The organism is Herminiimonas arsenitoxidans (assembly GCF_900130075.1).
Classification (GTDB): domain Bacteria; phylum Pseudomonadota; class Gammaproteobacteria; order Burkholderiales; family Burkholderiaceae_D; genus Oxalicibacterium; species Oxalicibacterium arsenitoxidans.
This window is the reverse complement of the sequence record NZ_LT671418.1, coordinates 3674726-3700727: the sequence shown is the minus strand read 5'-3', so window position 1 is coordinate 3700727 and position 26002 is coordinate 3674726. Positions and strand designations below refer to the sequence as shown.

22 protein-coding genes and 1 other RNA gene are annotated in these 26002 nt (G+C 51.8%); 12 read left to right on the top strand and 11 right to left on the bottom strand.

Annotated features, from left to right (window positions below; genetic code table 11):
* Positions 1-3090, bottom strand: coding sequence for an efflux RND transporter permease subunit (locus BQ6873_RS17485; RefSeq protein ID WP_076593799.1), 3090 nt, complete (start codon positions 3088-3090; stop codon positions 1-3).
* 85 nt (positions 3091-3175) lie between these two features.
* Positions 3176-4309 carry an efflux RND transporter periplasmic adaptor subunit gene (locus BQ6873_RS17480; protein ID WP_076593798.1) on the bottom strand — a complete coding sequence of 378 codons (1134 nt, stop codon included), beginning with the start codon at positions 4307-4309 and terminating at the stop codon, positions 3176-3178.
* Positions 4310-4448: 139 nt separating this feature from the next.
* On the opposite strand from BQ6873_RS17480, the gene BQ6873_RS17475 reads away from it, so the two are divergent.
* Positions 4449-4904: a MarR family winged helix-turn-helix transcriptional regulator gene (locus BQ6873_RS17475; protein ID WP_083664508.1), complete on the top strand. Its 456-nt coding sequence runs from the start codon at positions 4449-4451 to the stop codon at positions 4902-4904.
* Between the two features lie 78 nt (positions 4905-4982).
* On the opposite strand, the gene ffs is transcribed toward BQ6873_RS17475, so the two are convergent.
* Positions 4983-5081, bottom strand: an RNA gene (ffs, locus tag BQ6873_RS17470) — signal recognition particle sRNA small type.
* A 175-nt stretch (positions 5082-5256) separates the two neighbouring features.
* Complete coding sequence (ubiD, locus tag BQ6873_RS17465) at positions 5257-6741, bottom strand: 4-hydroxy-3-polyprenylbenzoate decarboxylase (protein WP_076593797.1); 1485 nt, start codon at positions 6739-6741, stop codon at positions 5257-5259.
* Positions 6742-7225: 484 nt separating this feature from the next.
* On the opposite strand from ubiD, the gene BQ6873_RS17460 reads away from it, so the two are divergent.
* Positions 7226-8143, top strand: coding sequence for a lytic transglycosylase domain-containing protein (locus BQ6873_RS17460; protein ID WP_076593796.1), 918 nt, complete (start codon positions 7226-7228; stop codon positions 8141-8143).
* Positions 8144-8186: 43 nt separating this feature from the next.
* Here BQ6873_RS17460 and BQ6873_RS17455 read toward each other — a convergent pair whose 3' ends face one another.
* From BQ6873_RS17455 to BQ6873_RS17435, 5 genes are all read right to left on the bottom strand, one after another.
* Complete coding sequence (locus BQ6873_RS17455; RefSeq protein WP_076593795.1) at positions 8187-9383, bottom strand: pyridoxal phosphate-dependent aminotransferase; 1197 nt, start codon at positions 9381-9383, stop codon at positions 8187-8189.
* A gap of 111 nt (positions 9384-9494) precedes the next feature.
* The gene (nusB, locus tag BQ6873_RS17450; protein WP_076593794.1) at positions 9495-9965 is read right to left on the bottom strand and encodes a transcription antitermination factor NusB; all 471 of its coding nucleotides are present in this window, start codon (positions 9963-9965) and stop codon (positions 9495-9497) included.
* 93 nt (positions 9966-10058) lie between these two features.
* Entirely contained in the window at positions 10059-10547 is a 489-nt protein-coding gene (gene ribH / locus BQ6873_RS17445; RefSeq protein WP_076593793.1) for a 6,7-dimethyl-8-ribityllumazine synthase, read from the bottom strand.
* Positions 10548-10627: 80 nt separating this feature from the next.
* On the bottom strand, positions 10628-11740 hold the full coding sequence (ribBA, locus tag BQ6873_RS17440) for a bifunctional 3,4-dihydroxy-2-butanone-4-phosphate synthase/GTP cyclohydrolase II (RefSeq protein ID WP_076593792.1): 1113 nt from the start codon (positions 11738-11740) through the stop codon (positions 10628-10630).
* Between the two features lie 112 nt (positions 11741-11852).
* On the bottom strand, positions 11853-12767 hold the full coding sequence (locus BQ6873_RS17435; protein WP_076593791.1) for a LysR substrate-binding domain-containing protein: 915 nt from the start codon (positions 12765-12767) through the stop codon (positions 11853-11855).
* Positions 12768-12873: 106 nt separating this feature from the next.
* Between BQ6873_RS17435 and BQ6873_RS17430 the strand changes: the two genes are divergently transcribed.
* The 10 genes from BQ6873_RS17430 (at position 12874) to BQ6873_RS17390 (ending at position 24415) form a co-directional block, all read left to right on the top strand.
* Positions 12874-13752, top strand: a complete 879-nt coding sequence (locus BQ6873_RS17430) for an alpha/beta fold hydrolase (protein WP_076593790.1) — start codon at positions 12874-12876, stop codon at positions 13750-13752.
* Between the two features lie 18 nt (positions 13753-13770).
* The gene (leuC, locus tag BQ6873_RS17425) at positions 13771-15177 is read left to right on the top strand and encodes a 3-isopropylmalate dehydratase large subunit (RefSeq protein WP_076593789.1); all 1407 of its coding nucleotides are present in this window, start codon (positions 13771-13773) and stop codon (positions 15175-15177) included.
* Complete coding sequence (leuD, locus tag BQ6873_RS17420) at positions 15170-15796, top strand: 3-isopropylmalate dehydratase small subunit (RefSeq protein WP_076593788.1); 627 nt, start codon at positions 15170-15172, stop codon at positions 15794-15796. The genes leuC and leuD overlap by 8 nt, the downstream gene beginning before the upstream one ends.
* A gap of 375 nt (positions 15797-16171) precedes the next feature.
* Positions 16172-16678 carry a sigma-70 family RNA polymerase sigma factor gene (locus tag BQ6873_RS17415; RefSeq protein ID WP_076593787.1) on the top strand — a complete coding sequence of 169 codons (507 nt, stop codon included), beginning with the start codon at positions 16172-16174 and terminating at the stop codon, positions 16676-16678.
* Positions 16679-16695: 17 nt separating this feature from the next.
* Positions 16696-17706 carry a FecR domain-containing protein gene (locus BQ6873_RS17410; RefSeq protein WP_076593786.1) on the top strand — a complete coding sequence of 337 codons (1011 nt, stop codon included), beginning with the start codon at positions 16696-16698 and terminating at the stop codon, positions 17704-17706.
* Positions 17707-17860: 154 nt separating this feature from the next.
* Positions 17861-20311 (top strand): TonB-dependent siderophore receptor, encoded by a 2451-nt coding sequence (locus BQ6873_RS17405; RefSeq protein ID WP_083664507.1) that lies wholly within the window; start codon positions 17861-17863, stop codon positions 20309-20311.
* A gap of 375 nt (positions 20312-20686) precedes the next feature.
* Positions 20687-21331: a DedA family protein gene (locus BQ6873_RS17400; RefSeq protein ID WP_197685183.1), complete on the top strand. Its 645-nt coding sequence runs from the start codon at positions 20687-20689 to the stop codon at positions 21329-21331.
* A 15-nt stretch (positions 21332-21346) separates the two neighbouring features.
* Complete coding sequence (locus BQ6873_RS17395) at positions 21347-21778, top strand: EamA family transporter (protein ID WP_076593785.1); 432 nt, start codon at positions 21347-21349, stop codon at positions 21776-21778.
* Positions 21779-21863: 85 nt separating this feature from the next.
* Positions 21864-22061, top strand: coding sequence for a hypothetical protein (locus BQ6873_RS18085; RefSeq protein WP_157889188.1), 198 nt, complete (start codon positions 21864-21866; stop codon positions 22059-22061).
* Between the two features lie 266 nt (positions 22062-22327).
* Positions 22328-24415, top strand: coding sequence for a putative bifunctional diguanylate cyclase/phosphodiesterase (locus BQ6873_RS17390; protein ID WP_076593784.1), 2088 nt, complete (start codon positions 22328-22330; stop codon positions 24413-24415).
* Between the two features lie 80 nt (positions 24416-24495).
* On the opposite strand, the gene BQ6873_RS17385 is transcribed toward BQ6873_RS17390, so the two are convergent.
* Positions 24496-24921 carry an organic hydroperoxide resistance protein gene (locus BQ6873_RS17385; RefSeq protein ID WP_076593783.1) on the bottom strand — a complete coding sequence of 142 codons (426 nt, stop codon included), beginning with the start codon at positions 24919-24921 and terminating at the stop codon, positions 24496-24498.
* 204 nt (positions 24922-25125) lie between these two features.
* On the bottom strand, positions 25126-26001 hold the full coding sequence (locus BQ6873_RS17380; protein ID WP_076593782.1) for a LysR family transcriptional regulator: 876 nt from the start codon (positions 25999-26001) through the stop codon (positions 25126-25128).
* Position 26002: the final 1 nt, after the last annotated feature.

Here is a 26002-nt window from a genome sequence, read left to right as displayed (position 1 = left end):
TTAGCGACTGGCCAATTCATGTTCCGGCGTAATCTGCAAGGGACCATCACCGCTGAATTTATCGAAGAACAGATAAATCACCGGCGTAATAAACAAGGTAATCACTTGCGACACCATCAAGCCGCCCACCACCGCTAAACCAAGAGGTTGGCGCAATTCGGCACCAGCGCCCAAACCCAATGCAATCGGCAATGCACCAACCGCCGCTGCCATCGTCGTCATCATGATGGGACGGAAGCGCAAGATACAGGCCGAACGGATAGCCTCAGCCGGCGTCATCCCTTGATTACGCTGTGCCTCCAGTGCGAAGTCAATCATCATGATCGCGTTCTTCTTCACCAGACCAACCAACAACAGAATACCGATGGTCGCAATCATCGTCAGTTCAAAACCGAATATCCGCAGCGTCAGCAAGGCACCGACTGCCGCAGACGGCAAACCGGCGAGAATTGTGATCGGGTGGATGTAACTTTCATACAGCACACCGAGCAAGATATAAATCACGACGATTGCAAGTAGCAGCAAAGCGACCTGACTACCTTGTGAGGACTGGAATACCGCCGCATCACCAGCATACGAAGTAATGATGCTGGATGGCAGTTCAATCTGACTCCTGATCTGGTCGATTTTTCCAGTAGCCTCACCGAGTGGTACACCGGGAGCCAGATTGAAGGAAATAGTCACCGCCTGCAATTGTCCCTGATGATTGACCGAGATCGGTCCAGCGGTACGCTCTACTGTTGCCAGGCTGAGCAAAGGCACCAGCACGCCAGTCTTGCTGCGCAGGTAGATTTTGTTCAGGTCAGCTTCGTCCTGCTGCCCGACATTCATATCCTGCATGATGACGTAGTAGCTGTTGTTGCTGGTGTATATCGTTGATATCTGGCGATCGCCATACGCGCTGTATAAAGCGGTACGAATATCCTGAATGCTGACGCCGGCTTCATTCGCACGATCGCGATTGATATTCACCACCGCTTGCAAACCCTTGAGCTGTGAATCGCTGGTGACGTCGATGAAAGCCCTATCAGCACGCATGCGCGCCTGCATTTTTTCCGCCCAACTATTCAACTCGTCAGCGCGCACACTTTGCAATACATATTGATACTGACTCTTGCTGCTGCGGCCACCGAGGCGCAAGTTTTGCACCGGCGTCATATACACCGACAAACCCGGGATGCCACTCACCTTGCGGCGCAAATCGCGCAAGACTTTATCCATGGATTCGCGCTCACTGCGCGGCTTGAGGCCGATAAACATATTGCCGACATTGCTGTCGCGCGTACGTGAAGTCGTGGTCGCTACGTTAGGATCGTTTTGCACGATCTCTGCCGCCGCCGACACCAGTTTCACCATGGTCGGATAAGACGCGTCTTCCGGCCCTTCTATCGTCACGCTGATCTGGCCGATATCTTCAGTCGGGAAGAAACCTTTCGGTATCGTGATGAAGAGCACTGCAGTCAAAAGGAAAGTGCCGACTGCGACCATCAAGATGATCTTGCGATGTGCGAGCGACCAGTCCAGGCCATTCGTATAAGCCTGCAAAACCCGATTAAAGAGTTTTTCAAACGAGCGGCTCAACCAGTTTTCCTGTTCATGCTCGGCCTGCGTCTCATGCTTGAGAAAGCGGCTGCACAGCATAGGCACCAATGTCAGTGACATCACTGCCGATACCATCACCGCCAGTGACACAACAGCGGCAAATTCATAGAACAGCAAACCGATCACGCCCGGCATGAAGAAGATAGGAATGAATACCGCGACCAGCGAAATCGAAATCGAAATAATCGTGAAGCTGACTTCACGTGAACCCTTGAGCGCAGCGGCCAGCGGTTCCATGCCGTCTTCGATATGACGGACGATATTTTCCAGCATGACGATCGCATCATCGACCACCAAGCCCACTGCAATCGTGATGCCGAGCAGCGAAATATTATCCAGGCTGTAACCCAGCCAATACATCAAAGCGAAACAACCGATCAATGAAATCGGCAATGACAAGACTGGAATCACGGTCGCCGACAAACGTTTGAGGAAGAGGAAAATCACCAGCACCACCAAGGCGATCGTCAGCAACAAAGTGAGCTTCACATCATGTATCGCTTCGCGGATGGAAACGGATCGATCATTCAAAACCTGCACATTGATGGAAGCCGGCATTTGATTCTTGAACTGCGGCAAAGTCTGCTTCACTGCATCGACCACCGCCACCGTATTCGCATTCGGCTGACGCTGTACAGCCAGCACGATAGACGGCTCACCATTGACCCAACTGCCGCTCTTGGTCGATTCAACACTGTCCTCTACTACCGCAACATCCTTCAGGCGCGTAGTCTGGCCGTTACGACTACTGATGACCAGATTGCTGAAGGCTTCTGCATTACGCAACTGCTTGTTGGCTTGCAGCGTCAACGTCTGGCGCGTGCCATCCAGCACACCGACCGGCGAGTTCGCATTCGATGCGCGCAAGGACAATGCAACCTCATCCAGCGTCATATTGCGTGCTGCCAATTCATCCGGCTTGACCTTGACGCGTACCGCATAGCGACGCTGCCCATACACCAGCACTTGCGCCACACCATTGATGGTCGAGAGCGAAGGCGAGATCAGGTTTTCTGCATAGTCGTTCAACTCCGACAAGGACAGCGAAGGTGAAGTCAGGGCCAGCAAGAGAATCGCCGCATCAGCCGGATTGACTTTGCGATAAGCCGGCAAGGCTGTCATTTCTATCGGCAGGCTGCGTTGCGCACGCAAGAGCGCTGCTTGTACATCGACCGCAGCAGCATCGATATCGCGGTTCTGGTCAAACTCCAAGGTGATCGAGGTGCTGCCCTGCGTACTACTTGAACTGATAGTCGCCAAACCCGCAATCGTCGAGAATTGTTTTTCCAGTGTCGTAGCGACCGACGCCGCCATCACTTCTGGACTAGCACCCGGCAAGGAACCGGTGACGTTAATGACTGGTGTGTCGTAACTAGGGAGTGCCGCAATCGGCAATTTGAAATAACAGAAAGCGCCGAGCACGACCACTGCGATCGAGAGCAACACAGTCATGACTGGCCGGCGTATGCAAAGTTCGGAAATATTCACTATGTATTTTGCCCAGGCAAGGTCATGGGAGGAAGGTATTGCACTATGTGCTTAATAAAATGCCTGACCACAGTCAGGCATGAATTCAAGTCGGCGCTACTGGCGTCGGCAGCACTTCTTTCTTTACTTCGCGGATTTTGGTGCCGGGTCTAAGGTTCTTGGTTCCCTCCACCACCACACGGCTACCGGCGCTTACTCCAGAGACTGCAGCCTGGCCGTTTTCAATCGCCAGCACTTCTATCTTTTGTTCCTTCACGGTGTCATCCGGCTGCACCACGTAGAGCAATTTATCCACGGGTCCGGTCACCACTGCCTGCGCCGGTACCAGCACCGCATTCGGTACTTCGCGCGACACCAGACTCACATTGACATAAGCGCCCGGCCACAGCTTTTGGTCAGCATTCGCAAATTGCGCCTTCATGCGTATGGTGCCGCTTTGCGTATCGGTCAGGTTGTCGATAAAGGTCAGCTTGCCGGTCAAGACTTCCTGTCCCGGCAATTGCGCCTGCACCGGCGCATTTCCTTGCGGATAAGTCGCGCGAATATTCATCAACTCGCGCTCCGGCAAGGTAAAGCTAATCATGATCGGATCGATCTGCACGATGGTGACCATCACGGTACCTGTCGGTTGTGCGAGGCTGCCCGGATGCACATTGATGACGCCGATACGACCGGAAATACCAGCCTTGATCTGATTGTCGCTCAAGGCAACAGCACTCGACTGGATTGCCGCCTGGTTCGCCCGCGTCGTATTGCGCAGCGCTTCGACCTTGTTGCGTGCAGTATCCACCACGGCCTGCGACACGAAATTTTTCGACAGCAAATCCTGATTACGTTTCAATATCTGCTCAGCATCGGCTAGCTCGGCCTGCCCCGCCGCCAGTTGTGCCGATGTTCTGGCCACATTGGATTGGTCACTGCGTTCATCTAGCGTAAACAAGAGTTGCCCGGCTTTGACAAACTGGCCTTCCTTGACGTGTATGGTGCGGACGATATTTTGTACCTTCGGGCGTACATCGACGGTACTGACCGCAGTCACGTAACCATTGGCAGTCACCGTAATCGGTATGGTTTTTTGCGTGGCGATCACGGTTTTCACCGATTGCGTGCCATCACCGGACTTGCCTTTTTCCGCCTTGCTGCCCAGTCCCAGATAGGCGGCACCTGCTATCACCACGATGCCGGCACCTATCCACAGATATTTTTTTCTTGCTTGCATAGAGACTGCTTATCCTGAGCCAGCCGTTTCCGGCGGCAAGTTATAAAGTAAATGCGAAAAGTGCATGCGGGAGTTTAACGTTACCAAGCATCAATTCGTTAGCTATACTAACCAGTAAGCTTAACATGCCGCCCCACAAATGAATCCCGACCAGCCTTACGATTTATCCGATTATCAGCTCGAATTGGGACAGACCATAGGCGACATCTCGCGCGCGTGGCGCTATCAGATGAACAAACGGCTGAAACCATTCGGCCTGAATCTGTCGACCCGGCAGGTACTCATACAATTACAAAGACATCCCGCCGGCCTGATCCAACGCGAACTGGCACGCAAACTCAGGATTGAAAGCCCTACCCTGGTACGCCTGCTTGATTTGCTGGAACAGAAAGAATGGATACAGCGCATTACCTCTGCGAGCGATAAGCGACACAAATATGCCGTCTTGACACCAAAAGCCAACGAGCAGCTTCAGATTATAGAAAAATTATCGAGGCAATTGCGTGCGGAGATGATGCAGGGATTGTCGGTTGAGGATATTAAAAGCAGTACGCAAGTGATGCGTCAGATGAAAAGCAATCTGCTGGCTGATTGAAGCGCAGTCTTGAAATAAGGTGGATTGCAGTGCCGGTGGGGAAATACTTAACAGCAGCTGTTATATATAGAGACAGAAAGAGGCGAGCCTTGTCTACGGCACTTGCAGGAAATGGCTGTGGCTGCTTCGTTCCCGACCTGACCAGGTTGGCCATGCCACAATGCGCAGGGGCCCGCCGACACGAATTTTAACAGCAAAGGCGATGTCTGTGCTCTGAGAATGCATGGATTTATAAATTTTCCATGAGGCACGCCGGGCAAGATCAGCACCACGACTCAAAAAATAATGGTGCTTCTATATAGATATAGAAGCACCATTATTCACTGCCCAACGCAAGCTGCGATCTTTGCTATCAGATACCCAACTCTTGCCAGATCTGGTCGACGCGTTTCTTCACGTCATCGCTCATCGTGATCGTGCGACCCCATTCACGATCGGTTTCACCCGGCCACTTGTTTGTCGCATCTATGCCCATCTTGCTGCCCAAGCCACTCACCGGTGAGGCAAAGTCCAGATAATCGATAGGTGTGTTATCGACCAGCGTCGTATCCCGAATCGGATCGACACGTGTCGTAATCGCCCAGATCACTTCCTTCCAGTCGCGGATATTGACGTCCTCATCGACCACCACGATGAACTTGGTATACATAAACTGGCGCAAAAAGCTCCAGACGCCAAACATCACGCGCTTGGCATGGCCCGGATAAGCCTTCTTCATCTGCACCACTGCCATCCGGTAACTGCAACCTTCTGGCGGCAGATAGAAATCGAGGATTTCAGAAAACTGCTTTTGCAGCAAAGGAATGAACACTTCATTCAACGCCACGCCCAACACAGCCGGCTCATCCGGCGGTTTGCCGGTATAGGTCGAGTGATAAATCGGATCGCGCCGCATCGTAATGCGATCGATAGTGAAGACCGGGAAGGAATCCTGTTCATTGTAGTAACCGGTATGGTCGCCATAAGGACCTTCCAGTGCATGCTCATAGCCAGATGGATGCGACTCGTCTGGATAGATATGCCCTTCCAGCACGATTTCGGCCGAAGCCGGCACCCGCAACTCACTACCCAGCGCCTTGACCAACTCAGTCCGACTGCCACGCAGCAAGCCGGCGAACTGGTATTCGGACAAACTATCCGGCACCGGTGTCACTGCTCCTAATATAGTAGCGGGATCGGCACCAAGCGCGACCGCGATCGGATATGGCTTGCCCTTGTTAACAATGCTGTGCTCGCGGAAGTCCAATGCGCCACCGCGTTGTGCCAGCCAGCGCATGATGACTTTATTGCGACCGATTACCTGCTGTCTATATATACCCAGATTCTGACGCTTCTTGTGCGGACCTTTGGTAATGACCAAACCCCATGTAATAAGAGGCGCAATATCGCCCGGCCAGCAATGCTGTATCGGCAGGCGCGCCAGATCCACGTCATTACCTTCCCACACGATATCCTGACAAGGGGCGCTGCGCTGCTCCTTGGGTGCCATGTCCCACAAGGATTTCACCAGCGAACCCAAACCCATCATGTCCTTGAAACCCTTAGGCGGTTCCGGCTCCTTCAGCATTGCCAATACATGGCCGATCTTGCGCAATTCACTGACGTCCGTCGCGCCCATACCGAGCGCAACGCGATGCGGTGTTCCAAAGAGATTACCGAGCACTGGGATGTTGTGCCCCGTCGGCTTCTCGAACAACAGCGCAGGTCCTTCTGCACGCAAAGTGCGATCACAGATCTCCGTCATCTCTAAATAAGGCGAAACCGGCACGTTTATGCGCTTAAGTTCGCCCATTTGTTGCAATTGAGAAATGAAGTCGCGTAAATCAGAATATTTCATATTTTTTTCGTCTTTTTGCACATTGGACTTGATTATTCAAAGAAAACACCCAAGTACTTGATTCTGTTGGCTTTTACTTGTTCAGAGGCAAAAACGTTATACTTATAAGTTATAGAAATCTATTTTTATAGTATTGACTTGATATAAACCGCCTCCTACAATCCGCACAACTTGAAGAGCAGGCCCCGTATTGGAACACCAAACCGGCCAGAAAAGAAACACTCTTCATTTCACGGGATCGGGGTCCCACATGACATTTTAGGAGTGTTTTCAAAAGGCATCTCGCCTTCTCCCCGAAAAAGTTGTTTGCCAAGGGCACCGCTGCATAGTGCGCGACCCTGAAAGTAATCAACTCCGACGTTTGCCGTACGCCAAGCGACTGCAAACGATTTCTCTGATTCACGGCATGTGCAGGGTTCTACAGAATAATTTTTTTGTTTTGTAGTGGAGCCTTCTATTTGCCGCGTCAATCCTGGAGTTTTTAATGTTAAATCGAATCAACACGGCGATGCGTAAAGCCGCCAAGCAATCAGCACGACAGGTGATCGCGCATTCGAATGCAATGCGCACCACCAACAATAAAGTCATCACTACCGCACGCCACGCATTGATGGCACTGGGCCTGACAGCAATCGCAACACTGGCCTTGATGTTCTTCAAACCGGAAGTCGCGGAAAAAATCCAGGCTATCTCGCCGTTCTCGGATGCCGTAGCTGCCACACCATCGGATGAAGACATGCCGCCTATGGCGAATCTGATGGACGATCCTGCCTCGGCAGCCGTCGAATCGGATACACCAGTAGCCAATACCGCGATGCTGGGCACCGACATCCAGCAGCAACGTGTAACGCAATGGATCTCCAAGCGCTACCGCGTAGCTAACGATGCGACCAATATGCTGGTATCTGCTGCGTATTTGACCGCCAAGGAAATCAACCTCGATCCGCTGTTGATCCTGGCTGTGATGGCAATCGAATCGCGCTTTAACCCGTTTGCGGAAAGCCCGGTCGGCGCACAAGGCCTGATGCAAGTCATGTCTAAAGTGCATCATGACAAGTTTGCTGAAATGGGTGGCACACAAGCTGCCTTGAATCCGGTTGCCAACATCCGTGTCGGCTCCCTGATCCTGAAAGAGTACGTCGCACGCGGCGGCTCGGTTGAAGCAGGCTTGAAACGCTATGTGGGCGCAGCTGCCATGGATAACGACGCTGGTTACGGTGCCAAAGTCCTGGGCGAGTACGACCGCCTGAAAGCTGTTGCAGCCGGCAAACGTGTATCGGCCTTTGCCACGATGGCAAGCCGCGCTACGCCAAAAGCTCAGCCAGCAACAGTACCGCAAGAAAAATCTGCTGCACTGGAAGTTCGCAGCGGACAAGATGGCGAAAAATTCACTTCACTGTGAAACAAACCACCTTCGTAAAAAAGGAGCCTTAGGGCTCCTTTTTTTATGCCTGTGCTTTTAGCGCAGCGCGTCCTTCGAAGAAGGTTCGCATTCGCGCCACCGCTTCCTGCAAGTTTTCCATCGAAGTCGCATACGACACGCGCACATACTGATGCGCCGTAGACGGCCCAAAATCCAAGCCTGGTACGATCACCACGCCCGCCTCGTTCAATATATCCACCGTCATGCGATCCGCATCATCCGACAAGGCGCTGCAATCGGCGTAAACATAGAAAGCACCATCCGGCATCACCGGTACCTTGAAGCCCAAGCTTTCTAGCGCCGGCACTATATAGTCACGTCGACGTTGAAACTCTGCCTTACGCTCTTCATAAATCGCCAGCGCTGCCGGTTCGAAGCAAGCCAATCCTGCGTGCTGCGCCAGACTGGACGCACAAATGAACAGGTTTTGCGCCAGCTTCTCGATAGGCTGCACCAAAGCTTCTGGCACCACCAGCCAGCCGAGTCGCCAACCCGTCATATTGAAGTACTTGGAAAAGCTGTTGATCACGATCACGTCTTCACCCAAGGACAAGGCAGAGAACGGCGCGGCATCATAGCGCAAGCCGTTATAAATCTCATCAACGATGGTGAAGCCCTGCTTCTCCCGCACGGTCGCAACGATCTTACGCAACTCATCTTCAGTGATTGAAGTCCCAGTCGGATTCGATGGCGATGCCAGCAAGACGCCGCACGTCTGCTCACACCAATTCTGCGCCACCATTTCGGCGGATAGTTGAAAACGGTGCTCAGGACCGCTGGCAATCATCTTCGCCTGACCATCAAAAGCAGCAACAAAGTGACGATTACACGGATAAGACGGATCAGACATCAACACTTGCGCGCCTTTTTCCACCAAAGCAGCGCAGGCCAGCAGCAAGGCAGCCGATGCGCCAGCCGTCACGATGATGCGCGATGGCGCGACTTCCACGCCGTAGACCGCACGGTAATGTTCAGCGATGGCAGCGCGCAATTCCGGCAAGCCAGTCGCCGACGTATATTGCAACTTACCCTCGGCCATCGCGCGTGTCGCCGCCTCTATCACCGGCTGCGCAGCGGTAAAGTCCGGTTCGCCTATGCCCATGTGTATGATGTGGCGCCCTTGCCGCTCCAGGTCGGCCGCCATCTTCGCCAGTTCCATGACATGAAAAGGCGCGATGTTATCGAGACGAGAAGCGAGTTGTGTGAGATGCGAAGACAAGCGAATTCCTCAATGAAAACCGCCACCTGCATCCGTCTCAAGCTAGGCTTGATGAAACCGGAGATCAGGTGGCGGCAGGTCTTTCAGACTGCGTAAAAACAGATTATCGAATCAGGATCTGCGTCCGGCGTTGATTTCAACTTCACGTACGCCGATGGCAAATTTATCCAGCACGCCGTTTACATACTTGTGTCCGTCGATACCGCCAAACGATTTGGTCAATTCCACCGCTTCGTTAATGACAACTTTGTATGGGATCTCGATGTGGTTCTTCAATTCAAAAGCGCCGATCAGCAAAGCTGCATGTTCCACTGGTGACAATTGCGAGATTTCGCGATCGATCAGTGGTGCCAGGCCAGCGCGCAATTCGGTTACTTGCTTAACAGTGCCGTACAACAAAGCATCGAAGTGCTCGGCATCCGCCTTGTCGAAACCGTGGGCTTGACGGATATGCGTTTCAATCACGCGTACATCTTCGTTATTCAACAGCCATTGATACAGGCCTTGCAAGGCAAATTCACGTGCGCGGTGGCGCGGCGTGCGATTTTTGCTCGGATTAGCGTGGTCGGTTTTTTGGGTCATGGCTCACAAACAGCGCGCCTTCATATATAGAAGCAAAACGCGCATAAAGGGTTAATAACAATACATATGCTGCAATCACACAGCAGCTAAAAATTATTCCTGGTTATCAGCTGCGTCAGCCAAGTCTTCCAGCGCGATCGTCAGATTCGCCATCTCGACCGCTACGCGTGCTGCATCCGCGCCTTTTTCTTCCATACGCGCTTCAGCCTGCTCATCGGTATCGGTGGTCAATACTGCATTGGCAATCGGCAAACCGAAATCGAGACCCACGCGCGTGATGCCTGCGCCGGATTCGTTCGATACCAGTTCAAAGTGATAAGTCTCGCCGCGAATGACAGCACCAATGGCGATCAACGCATCGAACTGCAGCGTTTCTGCCATTTTGCGCAAGGCCAGCGGGATTTCCAGTGCGCCAGGCACCGTGACATGCAAGACATCTTCGTCTTCAACGCCCAGATGTTTCAACTCGGCCAGGCATGATGCCAGCAAGCCGTGACAAACATCTTGATTGAAACGTGCTTGCACAATACCAATGCGCAAACCTTGTCCTGCCAAATTCATATCGTAGGCGCCAACTGTCATGGTGTTCCCCTTCTTGCGCGACTGCGCGTTTAATTCAAATGATTCTCTTTAGTACAACTGCAACAAAACTGAACGACTGCTCAATTCTCTGGCGTTGCCTGATAACCGGTTACTTCCAGATCGAAACCTGCCATCGATGGCATCTTGCGCGGATTAGCCAGTAGCTTCATCTTGCCGACCGACAAATCCTTCAGGATCTGCGCGCCTATACCGTAGGTACGCAAGTCCATGTGTGCCGCACGCTGCTGTGGACGCACATCAGGATTGGCCAATGCCTCAAATTGCGCAAACAATTCATCAGCGGATTCTTCGCAATTGAGCAAGACCATCACGCCGCGCTCGGATTGCTTGATGGCAGCCATCGCCGAAGCCAGATTCCATGAGTGCGTCGTTGCCTTGGTTTCCAGCCAATCCAGGATGGAAACCGGCTGATGCACACGCACCAAGGTTTCTTTATCTGTTGCTATATCGCCATGCACCAGCGCCAAGTGTGCGCCGCCGCTAGGCGTGTCGCGATACAAAACGGTACGGAAGCTGCCGTAGACCGTCTCCATCGTGCGTTCACCAACGCGATCAACAATGCATTCGTTCTGGCTGCGATAGTGAATCAGATCGGCTATCGTGCCTATCTTCAAATCATGTTCTTTTGCAAATTCAATCAAATCCGGCAGACGCGCCATCGTGCCGTCGTCCTTCATGATTTCGCAAATCACCGCAGCGGGCGTCAAGCCAGCCAATTCGGCAAAGTCGCAACCAGCTTCGGTATGGCCGGCACGCATTAGCACGCCACCCTTTTGGGCTTTCAACGGGAAAATATGACCCGGCTGCACGATATCTGTAGGTTTGGCATTTTTGGCAACGGCAACCTGGATGGTCTTGGCGCGGTCAGCGGCAGAAATACCCGTCGTCACGCCTTCAGCCGCTTCGATCGATACCGTGAAATTAGTACCGTAGGATGTGCCATTACGTGTCGTCATCATCGTCAGCTCAAGCTGATCGCAACGTTCTTCCGTCAATGTCAGGCACACCAGGCCGCGGCCAAATTTGGCCATGAAATTGATCGCTTCCGGCGTGACGAACTCGGCGGCAAGCACCAGGTCGCCTTCGTTTTCGCGGTCTTCTTCATCGACCAGAATCACCATGCGACCTGCACGCAATTCTGTAACGATTTCTTGGGTAGTTGAAATGGACATAGGTAATCTCGGAGTAGGCCGCTATTTTAAAGGATTTGAGGCCCTTCAGACCGGCAAATTGTGCGATTACCGGCAAACTAGCCCTACGTTTGCGCCGTTATGGCAAAAAGCCCTACCAAGGATCGCCCTGCTCGCCGATACGGGATTGAAAGCGCTCACTGATGAAATTGACAAAAGCCGTCACCTTGGCGGAGAGATTGAGGCGCTCCGGGTAAACCGCGTAGATATCCGATGGCGGTAGCAACCAATCATCCAGCACTTCAACCAAACGCCCGGATCGCAGATAAGCCGCCACATCCCATTGCGAACGCATCAAAATGCCGTGACCGGCCAGCGCCCAGGCCAAAGTCGTTTCGCCATCATTGCTACTGACGACGCCGCGCACTTTGACGGTTTCCTGCCGTTTGCCACGATGCAGATGCCATGTGCCATAAGCTGCGTCGTTCTCGCGCAAGACTATGCATTGATGCTTTTGCAAATCTTTGGGTGCGGAAGGCACGCCGTTGCGCTTTAAATAAGAAGGCGCGGCGCACAACATGCGTCGATTGGACGCAATCTTGCGCGCGATGATGCGAGCATCCGGCATCTCACCGATGCGGATACCGACATCGAAGGCTTGATCGGCCAGATTCAGAGGTCTATCAGACAACTGCAACTGGACTTCGATTTCAGGATATTTCTCAATAAAGTCTGAAACCGCCGGCGCGATGTGCTTACGGCCAAAGCCCAGCGTCGCATTGATGCGCAACAAACCCTTGGGCACAGCGCGGCTGCGACTGACTGTGCGCTCTAACTCTTCTATCTCGGACAGTATTCGCGCGCCTTCCGCCAGATAAATCTCGCCTTCATGGGTCACACTCATGGTGCGCGTGGTGCGATTCAGCAGGCGCACGCCCAGTCTCTGTTCCAGATTGGCCAGGCGCTTGGTGACTGCTGGTGGCGTCACGCCCAGCTCTCTAGCCACAGCAGCCAGACTGCCCTGCTTTACCAGGATCGAGAAAAATGCCAAATCGGAAAGATCATTCATTATTCAATTTAAAGAAACAATAGACTCAATAAAGATGAATTATATGCTCGTTTAACAGTTATACAATTCAGACCAAGATAGAAGTGGGTCAATAAAGGAGCAAGACATGTTTCCAGGATTCGAACGACAAACAGCAGAAGTGAACGGCGTCAAGATCGCCTATGTAAAAGGCGGCAGCGGCCCTGCCCTACTTTTGCTGCACGGCCATCCACAAACGCACGTCATTTGGCACAAGGTTGCGGAAACATTAGCCCAGCATTTCACCGTCATTGCGAGCGATCTGCGCGGTTACGGCGATAGTGACAAACCTGTCGGCTTGCCAGATCACAGCAATTACTCCAAACGCGTAATGGGCGAAGATCAGATTGCGCTGATGGCAAAACTAGGTTTCGACCAGTTTCTGCTGATGGCACATGATCGCGGCGGCCGCGTTGCATATCGCATGGCACTCGATCATCCTGAAATTATCACCAAACTGGTCGTGCTCGATGTCGCACCGACACTGGCGATGTATGAAAAAGCCAATCGTGCATTTGCCACCGCTTACTACCACTGGTTCTTCCTGACACGTCCGACTCCTTTCCCGGAAACGCTGGTCAACTCGCATCCAGAGGAATACCTGAAGCACACCATCGCTGGCCGCAGCGCCGGCATGAAGCCATTCACGCCAGAAGCCTACGCTGAATACCTGCGCTGTCTGCGTGACCCTGCGACCATACATGGCATATGCGAAGACTATCGCGCCAGCGCCACTATCGATCTGGATCATGAGCGCAAGGATCTGGCTGATGGCAACAAGATTCAATGTCCTATGCTCGCTTTGTGGGGCGCACATGGCGTGATCGAACAATGCTTCAAACCGCTGGAAGAATGGCAGCTCCTTGCTAGCGACGTGCGCGGTCATGCACTCGATTGTGGTCACTACATACCGGAAGATGAGCCACAGCTCTTGCTGGACGAAGTTCTGCCCTTCCTCGCCAACTGATTACCACTGGAAATTCTCATGTCATCGCGCACGCTTTATCAAAAACTAGTGGACTCGCATACAGTCAGCAAACTGGATGAGCAGCATGTTTTGCTCTATGTCGACCTGCACATCATGAATGAATACACCAGCCCGCAAGCTTTTGCGGGACTGCGTGAAAAAGGTCGTACCGTCTTGCGGCCACATCAGCAACTGGCGGTTGTCTCTCACATCATTCCGACGCATCCAGTAAATGTGGGACAGCGTGTGATCTTCGATCCGCCTTCTGCACTGCAAGCGACCAACCTCAAAAAAAATTGCACAGAATTCGGCATCACCTTGCTGGACACGAATGATGCGGAACAAGGCATCGAACACATCATTGCGCCTGAACATGGTTGGGTACGTCCGGGCATGGTAGTGCTGTGCGGCGACAGCCACACGACAACCTACGGCGCTTTGGGTGCATTGGGTTTCGGCATCGGCACTTCTGAAGTCGAGCACATCCTCGCGACGCAAACACTGGTGTATCGACTTGCCGACAATATGCGCATACGCGTTGATGGTCAGTTACCTGTCGGCACATCAGTCAAGGATTTGGTCTTGCTCATCATCAGCCGCATAGGCGCGCAAGGTGCGCGTGGCTACGCGGTTGAATTCTGCGGCACGACAATAGAAGCGCTGTCGGCAGAAGCACGTATGACACTGTGCAATATGGCAGTTGAAGCTGGCGCACGCGCAGCACTGATACAACCGGATGCAACAACCTTCTCTTACATCAAGACTCATGCGCCTGAACTCAGCGACGCAGAATTCTCCAAAGCGATGACGGATTGGGCTGAACTTTATTCTGACGCTGCAGCATCGTTTGAGACTGAACATCACTTCCTTGCTGACGAAGTCGCACCGTATGTGACTTGGGGCACCAGCCCTGATCAAGCGATTCCTATCAACGGTGCTATTCCAAATACACAGGAAGATCAATCCACACGCAACGCGCTGCAATACATGGCGCTATCCGCCGGCGCATCGCTTATCGGCTTGCCGATAGATCGCGTCTTCATCGGCTCATGCACCAACGGACGTATCGAAGATTTGCGTACCGCCGCAGCCATCGTCAAAGGCAAGCATGTCGCATCCAGCGTGCGCGCGATGATCGTGCCGGGTTCCGGCACAGTACGTCGCCAGGCAGAACAGGAAGGCTTGGCGGATATCTTTATCGACGCCGGTTTTGAATGGCGACAACCGGGTTGCTCTATGTGCCTGGCGATGAACGATGACGTACTCAGTCCTGGTGAGCGTTGTGCATCAACCACCAACCGTAATTTTGAAGGACGTCAGGGGCGCGATGGCCGTACCCATCTGATGAGCCCGGCGATGGCTGCTGCTGCCGCCATTACAGGTTGCATCTCGGACGTACGCGAATTGGAGAATAACCATGTCTGATAAAACATTGATAGAAGGCGTTGCCGCACCGCTGTTGATCGACAATCTCGATACCGATCAAATCATGCCCAAGCAATTCTTGCGCATCATCGACAAGGCTGGCTTGAGCAAAGGTGTTCTATACGACCTGCGCTTTCATCCTGATGGCAGTCCGAAAGAAGATTTCGTCCTGAATCAGCCAGCCTTCAGTGCAAGCACCTTCCTGATCGGCGGCCCCAACTTTGGCTGCGGCTCCAGCCGTGAGCATGCGGTATGGGGTTTGCAACAACTTGGCATAGAAGCCATCGTGGCGCCAAGTTATGGCGAAATTTTCTTCGGCAATGCACTCAACAATCGTCTCTTGCTGATCGTGCTGGAACAGGAAAAAATCGCAGCGCTCTTATCGGACATCGAACAAGGCAAAACTCATCTGAAGATCGATCTGCATGCGATGACACTGAGCAGCGCCACGCACATCTTCCCGTTCACTCTGGCCGCACGTCACAAGAAGATGATTATCGAAGGTCTGGATATGGTCGGTGCAACCATGCAGTTATTACCGGAGATAGAGCAGTTCGAGCGACGTCATGATGTCGCAGCACCATGGGCGAAAGTCATGCCGGCTGCACACTCGCAATAAAACACCGCATACAAGACGCAATGAAAACATCGCTAAACAGTTTGATCAGAACACGGGATGTCATCGTGCCGTCACTTTAGCGATGCAAGATATGCCTCGTTTGCCACTCTCCACTATAGGTTAGTGGCGAACACCCCTCAAGCCTGCTTCTTCACGGATGCAGGCTTTTTTTCGCCCGCGTTTTACCTGAATGAATATTCAGAGACAAACACCCTCCCTTTGTCCACCGCGCGCAACACAGCACCATGCAAAGATTGACGCCTACAATCCTCAAATGAAATAATGAGAATCATTCTCAAATAAGCAAGCCAGTGCCCCATCATCGGTCGCCAGCCAGCTTGCCGCTATAGTCGGCATACGTCTGGAGTTTTTTTTGTGGCGACAGCAGTTCATTCCAATTTTGTCTCTGATCTATATAGCCATCACCATAGTTGGCTGGTCAGCTTATTGCGCCGCAAATTAGGCAATATCGACAATGCCGACGATCTGGCGCAAGACACTTTCACTCGCATACTAACGGCACGCGATACCGCATCGATACGCGAACCACGTGCCTACCTCACCACCGTCGCCACACGATTGATGGCGCAATATTTTCGTCGGCTGGCACTGGAGCGTGCGTATCTGGATGCATTGGCCGCGCTGCCGGAAGAAACTTCACCCTCGCCGGAAACCCGCATGCTAGTCGTGGAAGCACTGACCGCCGTCAGTCGTGTGCTTGATGGTTTGTCGCCGCGTGTACGCGATATCTTTTTGCTCTCACAATTGGATGGATTGAGTTATGCAGAAATCGGTGCGCAATTCGACATGTCGGTTAACGCCGTGCAGAAATCCATGATCAGAGCTTTTCAGCATTGCTATGCGGCTGTCTACGCGACGTAATAAAGAATATTTTCACGATGTCATCCCGCCCTTTATTCGCTCCCGATAACGATGCACAGATCGATCCTGCCATCGTCAAGCAAGCCATCGTCTGGCTGGTGACTCTGCAATCTGGTACCAGCAATGAAGTGGATAAACGCGCTTGTATCGCATGGCGTAGCGCGAATCGTGAACATGAACGTGCATGGCAACGTTTGACCACACTAGGACAGGATGTGCGCAATGGTGGCAGCGGCGTCGCGCCACCGCTCCTGCGTTCGGTATTACGTAGCGCTGATGGCAATACACGCCGTATGGTATTGAAATCACTGCTGGGCTTCGGCGTCATCAGCGGCAGTGTGATGATCGCGCGCGAACAAGCAATATGGCACACGCTGGCTGCCGATCATCACTCGGCTACTGGTGAACAACGCAACATCGTACTGGCCGATGGTACGCAAGTACTGCTCAATACAGCCACCGCTATCGACGTACATTTTGACGGCGTGCTGCGACAGATCATCCTGCACAGCGGAGAGATCATGGTCACCACTGCGCACGATGCTGCAGGCAGACCGTTTGAAGTCGCCACCGCAAATGGTCGCATTCATCCTATCGGCACGCGCTTCACTGTCGCGCACGATGTTGCCAATCGCTCGGCAGCTACTGCCGTCGCCGTGCTGGAAGGTGCGGTTGACGTCACCGCCGCCAGCGGCGATACACCAGTACGCGTCAATGCTGGACAACAAACACGCTTTACCGCCATCGCTGTGTTACCGCCATACGCACTAGATAACGCGCTGACAGCATGGATAGACGGCATGCTGGTAGTTGAACGCATGCGCTTGACTGACTTCATTGCAGAACTGGCGCGCTATCGCAAAGGCATCTTGCGCTGCGAATCCAAGGTCGCCGATCTGCTCGTCAGCGGCTCCTTCCCGCTACACGATGTGGATGCCGTACTTGGCTTATTGAGCGAAATCCTGCCAGTACAAATCCGCACACGAACACGCTACTGGACTACCGTAGAGGCTGCAGGACAAACGTGACCTCGATATGCATACATGCAAGTACGCGTATGCAAGGCAAAAATATTTTTCAAATGGCAGGCAGATTTCCCGAACTCGTGCATCAACAGGAATAAGAACGCTGCAAACACAAGCAGCACCTTACTTCCAGGACCATGTACAGAAAGGAAACACCATGCCTTACCGCTCACCGTCGGCCATCGATTTATGTGGTGACACGCCGCCGACCTTGAAACCAGTCGCTTACGCGGCACGACTCGCACTGTGCAGCCTGCTGCTCGTCAGCACCACGACTCTCATCCCTGTCTACGCACAGAACGCGACGCCAGATACAACAAGCAGCACCGCCGCACGTCTATACAACATCCCGGCCGGCTCGCTGGATCAAGTGCTTGGTCGCTTCGGCCGCGAAGCGGGTGTCATGGTTGCCATCGATCCCGATCTGACACGCGACTTGCGCAGTCCCGGCCTGCAAGGAAGCTATTCAGTGCAAGGTGCATTGCAAGCCCTGCTCACCGCACATCAACTGGAAGCCATCCATGGCGCGAATGGCGGTTATCGTCTGCAACGCAAGCCTTTGACGCAAGACACGACCCTGCCGGCTGTCAGCGTCGTCGGCAATCTTGAACAAGAAACCGCCAACGGCCCAGTCAAGGGTTATGTTGCCAAACGCAGCGCAACAGGTGCCAAAACCGATACGGCCTTGATTGAAATCCCGCAATCAATTTCTGTCGTCACGCGCGACCGCATGGAAGATCAAGGCGTGCAATCCGTCAACGAAGCCTTGCGTTATACCCCTGGCGTTTCTTCCTACGGCGCGAACAATCGTTCCGACTGGTACACCGCGATACGCGGCTTATTTCCGACCATGTACAAAGATGGCTTGCAACTGCCAAGCACCATCAATTTGGCCAGTTGGATGATCGACCCCTATCAGTTGGAACGTGTAGAAGTCATGCGTGGCCCTGCTTCCGTTCTGTATGGCCAAGGCGACCCGGGCGGTGTCATCAATATGGTGAGCAAGCGACCTACAACACAACCTTATCGCGAAGTTCAAATGCAATACGGCACTGATGCCAGAGTACAGACTGGAATAGATCTCAGCGGCCCGATTGATGACAACGGTGAGTTTTCCTATCGTTTAACCGGACTGGTCAAACAACAGAATATTCACGACAATCCGGGCACCGACAAACGCCAGATGTTGGCACCGTCTTTTTCCTGGCGGCCTAACAGCGATACCAGCGTGACCGTATTCGCCAGCTATCTGCGCGACGATATCAGCGCACCGGATGACAATTTCTATCCGGCCGTGGGTACCATATTGCCCAATCCCAATGGTCGCATTCCGCGCAATGTGTATACCGGCGACCAGAGTTTTGTGAAGTATGAAAAGAAACAGTACTCACTCGGCTATGAAGTCGAGCATCGCTTCAACGATACGTGGAAGTTTCGCCAAAACCTGAGCTACTCCAATCTCAGTCTCGATAACAATATGGTCTATGGGGTTGGTTTCCAGCCTGGTTCATTAACGACTATTAACCGCGATGCGGAAATCGCCAAATTCCAATACGACCGCTGGGCAATGGATAACCAGTTGCAGGCCGATTTTGTCGCTGGCAATGTGGCACACAAGGTTTTGGTTGGTTTGGATTTCCAGCTTCAAAATTCAACGAAGGATGAGAATTACATACACACCTCGCCACTGAATCTGTACAACCCGGTTTACACACCAATTAATCTGTCTGACTTTAACAATCCATCACAGGTCAAAGAGCGTTTGCAACAGATTGGTGTCTATGTACAAGATCAAATGAAATTTAATGATCGTTGGGTACTGACGCTGAATGCGCGACACGACCAATCAAAAACAGATACTCATGACATTATCGGTGGTACATCAGACTCACAGAAAGATAGCGCGACCACAGGCCGAGCCGGTCTCGTGTATCTAGCCAGCAATGGTTTGGCTCCTTACATCAGCTACGCCACTTCATTCGCACCACAAACAGGATATGGTCTGGATGAAAACGGCAAGCAGTTCAAACCGTCCAAAGGCAAGCAGATTGAAATGGGTGTCAAATACCAGCCTGCAGGTTCGCAAAGCTTTATCACTGCTGCTGTTTTCCAGGTCAATCAAACGAATGTCATGAATTGGGCCAGTACTTTTGCATGGAAACAAACCGGTGAAATACGCTCACGCGGCATCGAGCTGGAAGCATTGGCGCAAGTCAGCAAGCGCCTCAAAGTCATTGCGTCTTATACCAATCAGGATGTGCGCAATGTGAAAGCAGACAACGACAGTCTCGGGCATTGGCCGGTCAGCATTCCGGTACCAAAACAGATTGCATCACTCTGGGCTGACTACACATTCGGCGGCGGCTTGAGCGTCGCAACAGGTGTGCGTTATGTAGGCTCCAGCTTTGGCGCATCGGATAATTCGCTGAGCATTCCTTCCTACACCGTGCTCGATGCTGCCATGCATTACGATTATGGCCGCTGGCGCTATGCCTTCAATGTCACCAATCTGCTGGACAAGGAATACATTTCCGGCTGCTATGACGAAACACGCTGCATCTACGGTAATCCGCGTACAGCAAAATTGACCGCAACTTATCGCTGGTAAAACCATGGAGCGGAAAAACTAGCTAGTTTTTCCGCTCTGCAATCCCGCCCACATCACATCTCCCCCCCCGAGCAAGTAGAACTCGTTTCATCTCTATTCGAGAAAATACCTTGTTCAAATGTCGTTCTTCACACCTCATCCGCCCATACCAAGGCATCAAGCTGCCAAAATGAAACGTTTTAGTTCGACTCTGGTCAACTGAAGTGCTCGCTAGGCACGGCGAATATGAAAAATATTTAATCTTGCCGCAAAGCGCCTGTTGCCGGCATCAAGGCATAATCACGCCTGAGATAGCAAGACGTCATCGCCTTTGGCTGGCGTCGGCATGTATTTACAGCTCACTTCGAGCTTGATCCACATTTATAAAGAATAGATATGCAAACAATCATCGATCTGGCGCTCAACTGGTTTCTCCATCTGGATGCCCACCTTGCCGAACTGGTGGCGCTGCACGGCGCATGGATCTATCTGATTTTGTTCCTGGTAATCTTTGTAGAAACCGGCGTGATCGTCATGCCTTTCCTGCCAGGAGATTCATTGCTGTTTGTTGCCGGTGCACTCGCAGCAAAAGGTTTATTCGATCCGTGGATACTGTTTGTGCTGCTGAGCAGCGCCGCCATCATCGGTGATGCACTCAACTTTACGATAGGTACTATCGTCAGGGAAAAGGCTATCGATACGCATCGCATACCTTTCGTCAAGGAAGAACATATTGCTCGCACGCACGCCTTCTTTGAACGACACGGTGGCAAGACCATCATCCTGGCCCGCTTCGTTCCCATCGTCCGCACACTGGCACCTTTCGTCGCTGCACTCGGTGCCATGCCGCCACGTATATTCTTCTTCTACAATGTCACCGGCGCAATTATTTGGGTCGGTTTGCTGGTCGCAGCGGGACATATCTTCGGCACCATTCCTTGGGTCAACCAGAATTTGACCTTGATAGTGATCGGCATCGTCATCCTGTCCATCATGCCGGCCGTGTTTAGCTGGTTGCATGCACGCAAGCAGCCAAATTAACTGAATAGCGAATTCATGAACCTACAGTCAAACTGGATTGCGTACGCACTGGCATCCGCCTTTTTCGCAGCACTGACCGCGATCTTCGGCAAGCTGGGCGTAACCGGGCTGAATTCAGATCTGGCGACTTTCATACGCACTATCGTCATTCTCGGCGTGTGCTGCCTCATCATTTCGCTGCGCGGCGAATGGCAATACCCGGATACGATCAGCACGCGCAGTTGGCTCTTCCTGATTCTGTCCGGCATCGCCACTGGTTTGTCATGGTTGTGTTATTACCGCGCGTTGCAATTAGGCCCTGTCAGCAAAGTCGCACCTATCGATAAATTAAGCGTCGCACTCGCGATTCTGCTGGCAGTGATTTTTCTTGGAGAGAAACTGACTTGGGCCACCGCATTGGGCGCTGGCTTGATCGTGGCGGGCTCTGTCGTTCTGGTTTTATTCTAAGAACATCGTCAGCAATTGTTGCATCGTTAATCCAAAAGCGAGAGTATCGTTTTTCCTTCGTGCCCATCACTTGGAGACAAAGATCATGAATTTTCTAAAAAATATGGCTACTCTATTCGCTTTATTGGCAGTGACTGCATGCAGCAGCACGCCAGTTAAACAAGCAGCGCCAGAACCATCATCGGGTTCGAATGTAACAATGTGCACCATGGACATCAAGCAATGTCCGAGCGGAAAATCGGTTGGTCGTAGTGGGCCGCAATGCCAGTTTGTTTGCGACTAATTCATACCGCTCGTAGATAGTCTCGTGCGCTACGCCTCTCATATTTATGGGAGACGCATTAAATTCATTCTGAAAAATACATACACAAATGCCCTCTGACACTAAAGGGCATGTCAGAAATTTGTTAATTTTATTGACGAGAATCAACAGTAAATATAAGGTGTTTTAACAAATTCACGTTTTCGGCTGATTGCTAGCCGTATGACTGGAGAAATACCGCCACTGTGTAATTGCGCAATGTTCTGCCTTATTGAATGAGGTACGTCATGCTAAGTGCCAGTTATAACTCGTCATTGGTATTTCTCTCTTTCCTGGTCGCCATTCTGGCGTCTTACACGGCACTGAATCTAGCCGGCAGGATCAACTCTCTCCGCGGCAAAAACATCTTTGGCTGGCTGACTGTCGGAGCGATCGCGATGGGAGTCGGAATCTGGTCCATGCATTTCATAGGCATGCTGGCGTTTCAACTACCAATACCACTGAGCTACGATTTTAAGATTTCAGTCTTATCTTTAATCATTGCCGTGCTCGCGTCTGGATTTGCTCTTTGGCAAATCAATCGACCTCAGCTTCCTATCACTCACCTAGTCGTTAGCGCCGTGATTATGGGCTTCGCTATCGCCGCCATGCACTACACAGGCATGGCTGCATTACGCATGAGTCCCGCTATTGAATATGACATCTTTCTATTTATCGCTTCTATTGCGATCGCCATCCTTGCATCAGGTGTAGCACTGTGGATCGCATTCAAGCTGCGCAAAGACACGCGTCATACGAAGATATTCAGAGCACTGGCTTCCATCGTGCTGGGCGGTGCGATTGTTGGTATGCATTACACAGGGATGGCTGCAGCCAACTTTCCAATTGGTAGCATTTGTACCGCAGCGGCCGATGGTATTGAGTCGAGCCGACTAACTATCATAGTCACTGGTGCTACGCTGGCCATTCTGATACTCGCATTACTAACATCCGTTCTGGATGCAAGATTAGAGTCGCAAACAGCAAAACTCGCCCGCTCACTCGCTGATGCAAACTCAAAATTAACGCAACAAACGCTGCATGACAATTTAACGAAGCTGGCAAATCGTGGTTTTCTGGAAGATAGACTGAAGCAAATGCTGGCGGACGCTACCCGTGAAAAAAGCCGATTCGCAATCATGTTCATTGATCTGGACGACTTTAAAACCATCAATGATTCGCTCGGCCACCACACCGGTGATTTGCTACTGATCGAAGTCGCAGCGCGTATCCGCAACAGTCTACGCGAGCAAGATACGGTGGCTCGTTTGGGCGGTGACGAGTTTGTGGTTTTGATCGACATTATTGATCCGGAAGATGCGGCTCCCGTCGCCAATAAACTGGTCAACATCATCAATCAGCCTTTTCAAATAAACGGCTATGATTTTTGTATCTCCAGCAGTATCGGCGTTGCCATATTTCCTGAGGACGGCGTCACGGATCATGACTTGTTAGTCAATGCCGATGCAGCGATGTACCACGCCAAAAATACTGGCCGTGCGAGTTATCGCTTCTTCGAAACATCGATGAATACCAACGCGCACAATCAACTCCAGTTCATTCAAGATCTACGTAATGCATTGAAGCGTGGTGAATTCTATTTGGATTACCAGGCAAAGTTTCACGCAGTTGATGGCGCAGTTGCAGGAGCTGAAGCCTTGTTGCGCTGGAAGCATCCAACACGCGGAATCATTGAGCCTGATGACTTTATTCCCATTGCGGAAAAAACAGGATTAATAGTCCCCATCGGAGAATGGGTTCTGAATGAAGCATGCAGACAAATGCGTGTATGGCATGACGCCGGTTACTCGACCTGGAAGATGGCGGTCAATGTATCAGCGATCCAGTTCCGTCAAGACAGCCTGGTCGAATTAGTCGCGGCAACGCTCACGAGGAATCGTCTGCCGGCGAACTGCCTGATTCTGGAAGTAACTGAATCGACTGCGATGTATAACGTCGAGACTAGTTTGCTGGTATTAAAAAGCCTGGCGCAATTAGGTGTGGAAATTTCGATCGATGATTTTGGCTCTGGTTACTCCAGCTTGCTCTACCTAAAACGCATGCCGGCCAGTGAGCTGAAAATTGATCGTGGTTTTATACGCGAACTGTCACATGGAACTAACGATGCGGCTATTGTTGCTGCAATCATCGCTCTGGGACATGCGCTGAATTTACGTATAGTCGCGGAAGGAATTGAAACTGATATGCAACAGGATTTTCTGACTTCCTTGGGTTGCGACACGCTGCAAGGCTATTGGATGGGAAGACCTGTATCGCCTCAGCAATTCATGCATGAGGTCCATGCAATGTCTGCCGCAAAGATCGCATCGCATTAATACAGTTGATTTGTATCGCAAAAGAACTCGCGCTTAAAGCACGCTCCTACTTACGCATGTAAGTAGGAGCGTGCTTTTGATCAGACCAAAGTCAAGGTGACGTCGATATTGCCGCGAGTTGCGTTTGAATATGGGCAAACAACGTGCGCTTTTTCAATCAATGCTTCTGCTACTTTTCGGTCCAGGCCGGGAAGTGATATCTCCAGCTCAACTTCAATACCAAAGCCGGTTGGAATTTGACCGATGCCGACATTGCCTTGCACGGTTGCATCTTGTGGAAATGTGATTTTTTCACGTGCAGAGACAAATTTCATTGCCCCGAGAAAACAGGCGGAATAACCAGCGGCGAATAGTTGCTCCGGATTGGTAACTGCACCGCCTGCGCCACCGAGTTCTTTCGGTGTGCCCAGCTTGACATCCAACACGCCATCGGATGAGACAGCACGACCATCACGACCGCCAGTTGCAGTTGCGTGAGCACGGTAAAGGACTTTATCGATCGACATCGTTATTCTCCTGAAATGGATTCATTCAAAAAATTCAGCGATTTGTTTTGACCGGCTCACTGCTTACCGGAGCGAACATAACGACTATTCAATAACACGCCAACTATCGACAAATTCTATCGATTAATTGATGCCTCATTAACTCACTTGTTACATGTTGGAAATTTGATACGCAAGGCATAGACACATGCTGGCGATATAAATTCAAAGCACAGTATGCAGCAATTCTGCCAAACGTTTTTGCACCCACTGTGTTGTGGCGTCCGGTCGATGTCCTTGCAACCAAAGCATGCGGACCGACAGTACCGGCAGCGTAAATTCCTCACAAGGAAGCTCTTGTAACTGCAATCGATATTCTTCGTACTCGGCAATATTCAAGGGAAGTATGGCCCAGCCGATTCTATCGGCTGCCATGCCGGCAATACTGTAAAAACTATCTGAGTGCCAAACAGAAGGACTGAGTGCAGGATCGGAAAAGTCATCCATGTGCATCAACAATTGGCGATGCTTGGCGAGATCTCTTTGTGTAATTTTTTTGATTTTTGTGAGCGGATGCCCTCGCCCAACAAAGATTCCTTGCGGCACGCTGCCAATATGCTTTTGCGCAAATGAGAGCGAACTTGGCCCGCGGTCGAAATGAAAGGCTACGCTTGCGCGCTGCTTTTCCACATACTCGGCAACCTCGGTTGCGGTTCCGTTAAGCAGGGTTAATTCTAGTGAGGGGAAATGTTCGGATATTTCCTTTACCAGCGCACCGACAGCAAGATAAGGCAAGGCCTCATCCAATGCCAATGACAGCTTGGCCTGCTGTCCTGCCGCGAGTGATAACGCGCGCTGATCCAATCCTTCCGCCTGGCGTAATAACTCCCGCGCTTCCAGCAGCATCACTTCGCCGGCTGGCGTCAGTTGCACATTGCGTCGGGAGCGATCAAATAACTCGAAGCCAAGATCTGCTTCCAGCAAGCCTATCGCTGTACTGACAGCGGATTGCGCTTTACCCAAGCGACGCGCAGCCGCAGAGATAGATCCTGCCTCTGCAGTCGCGACAAATTGCTTCATACGATCAATAGTCCATTCCATC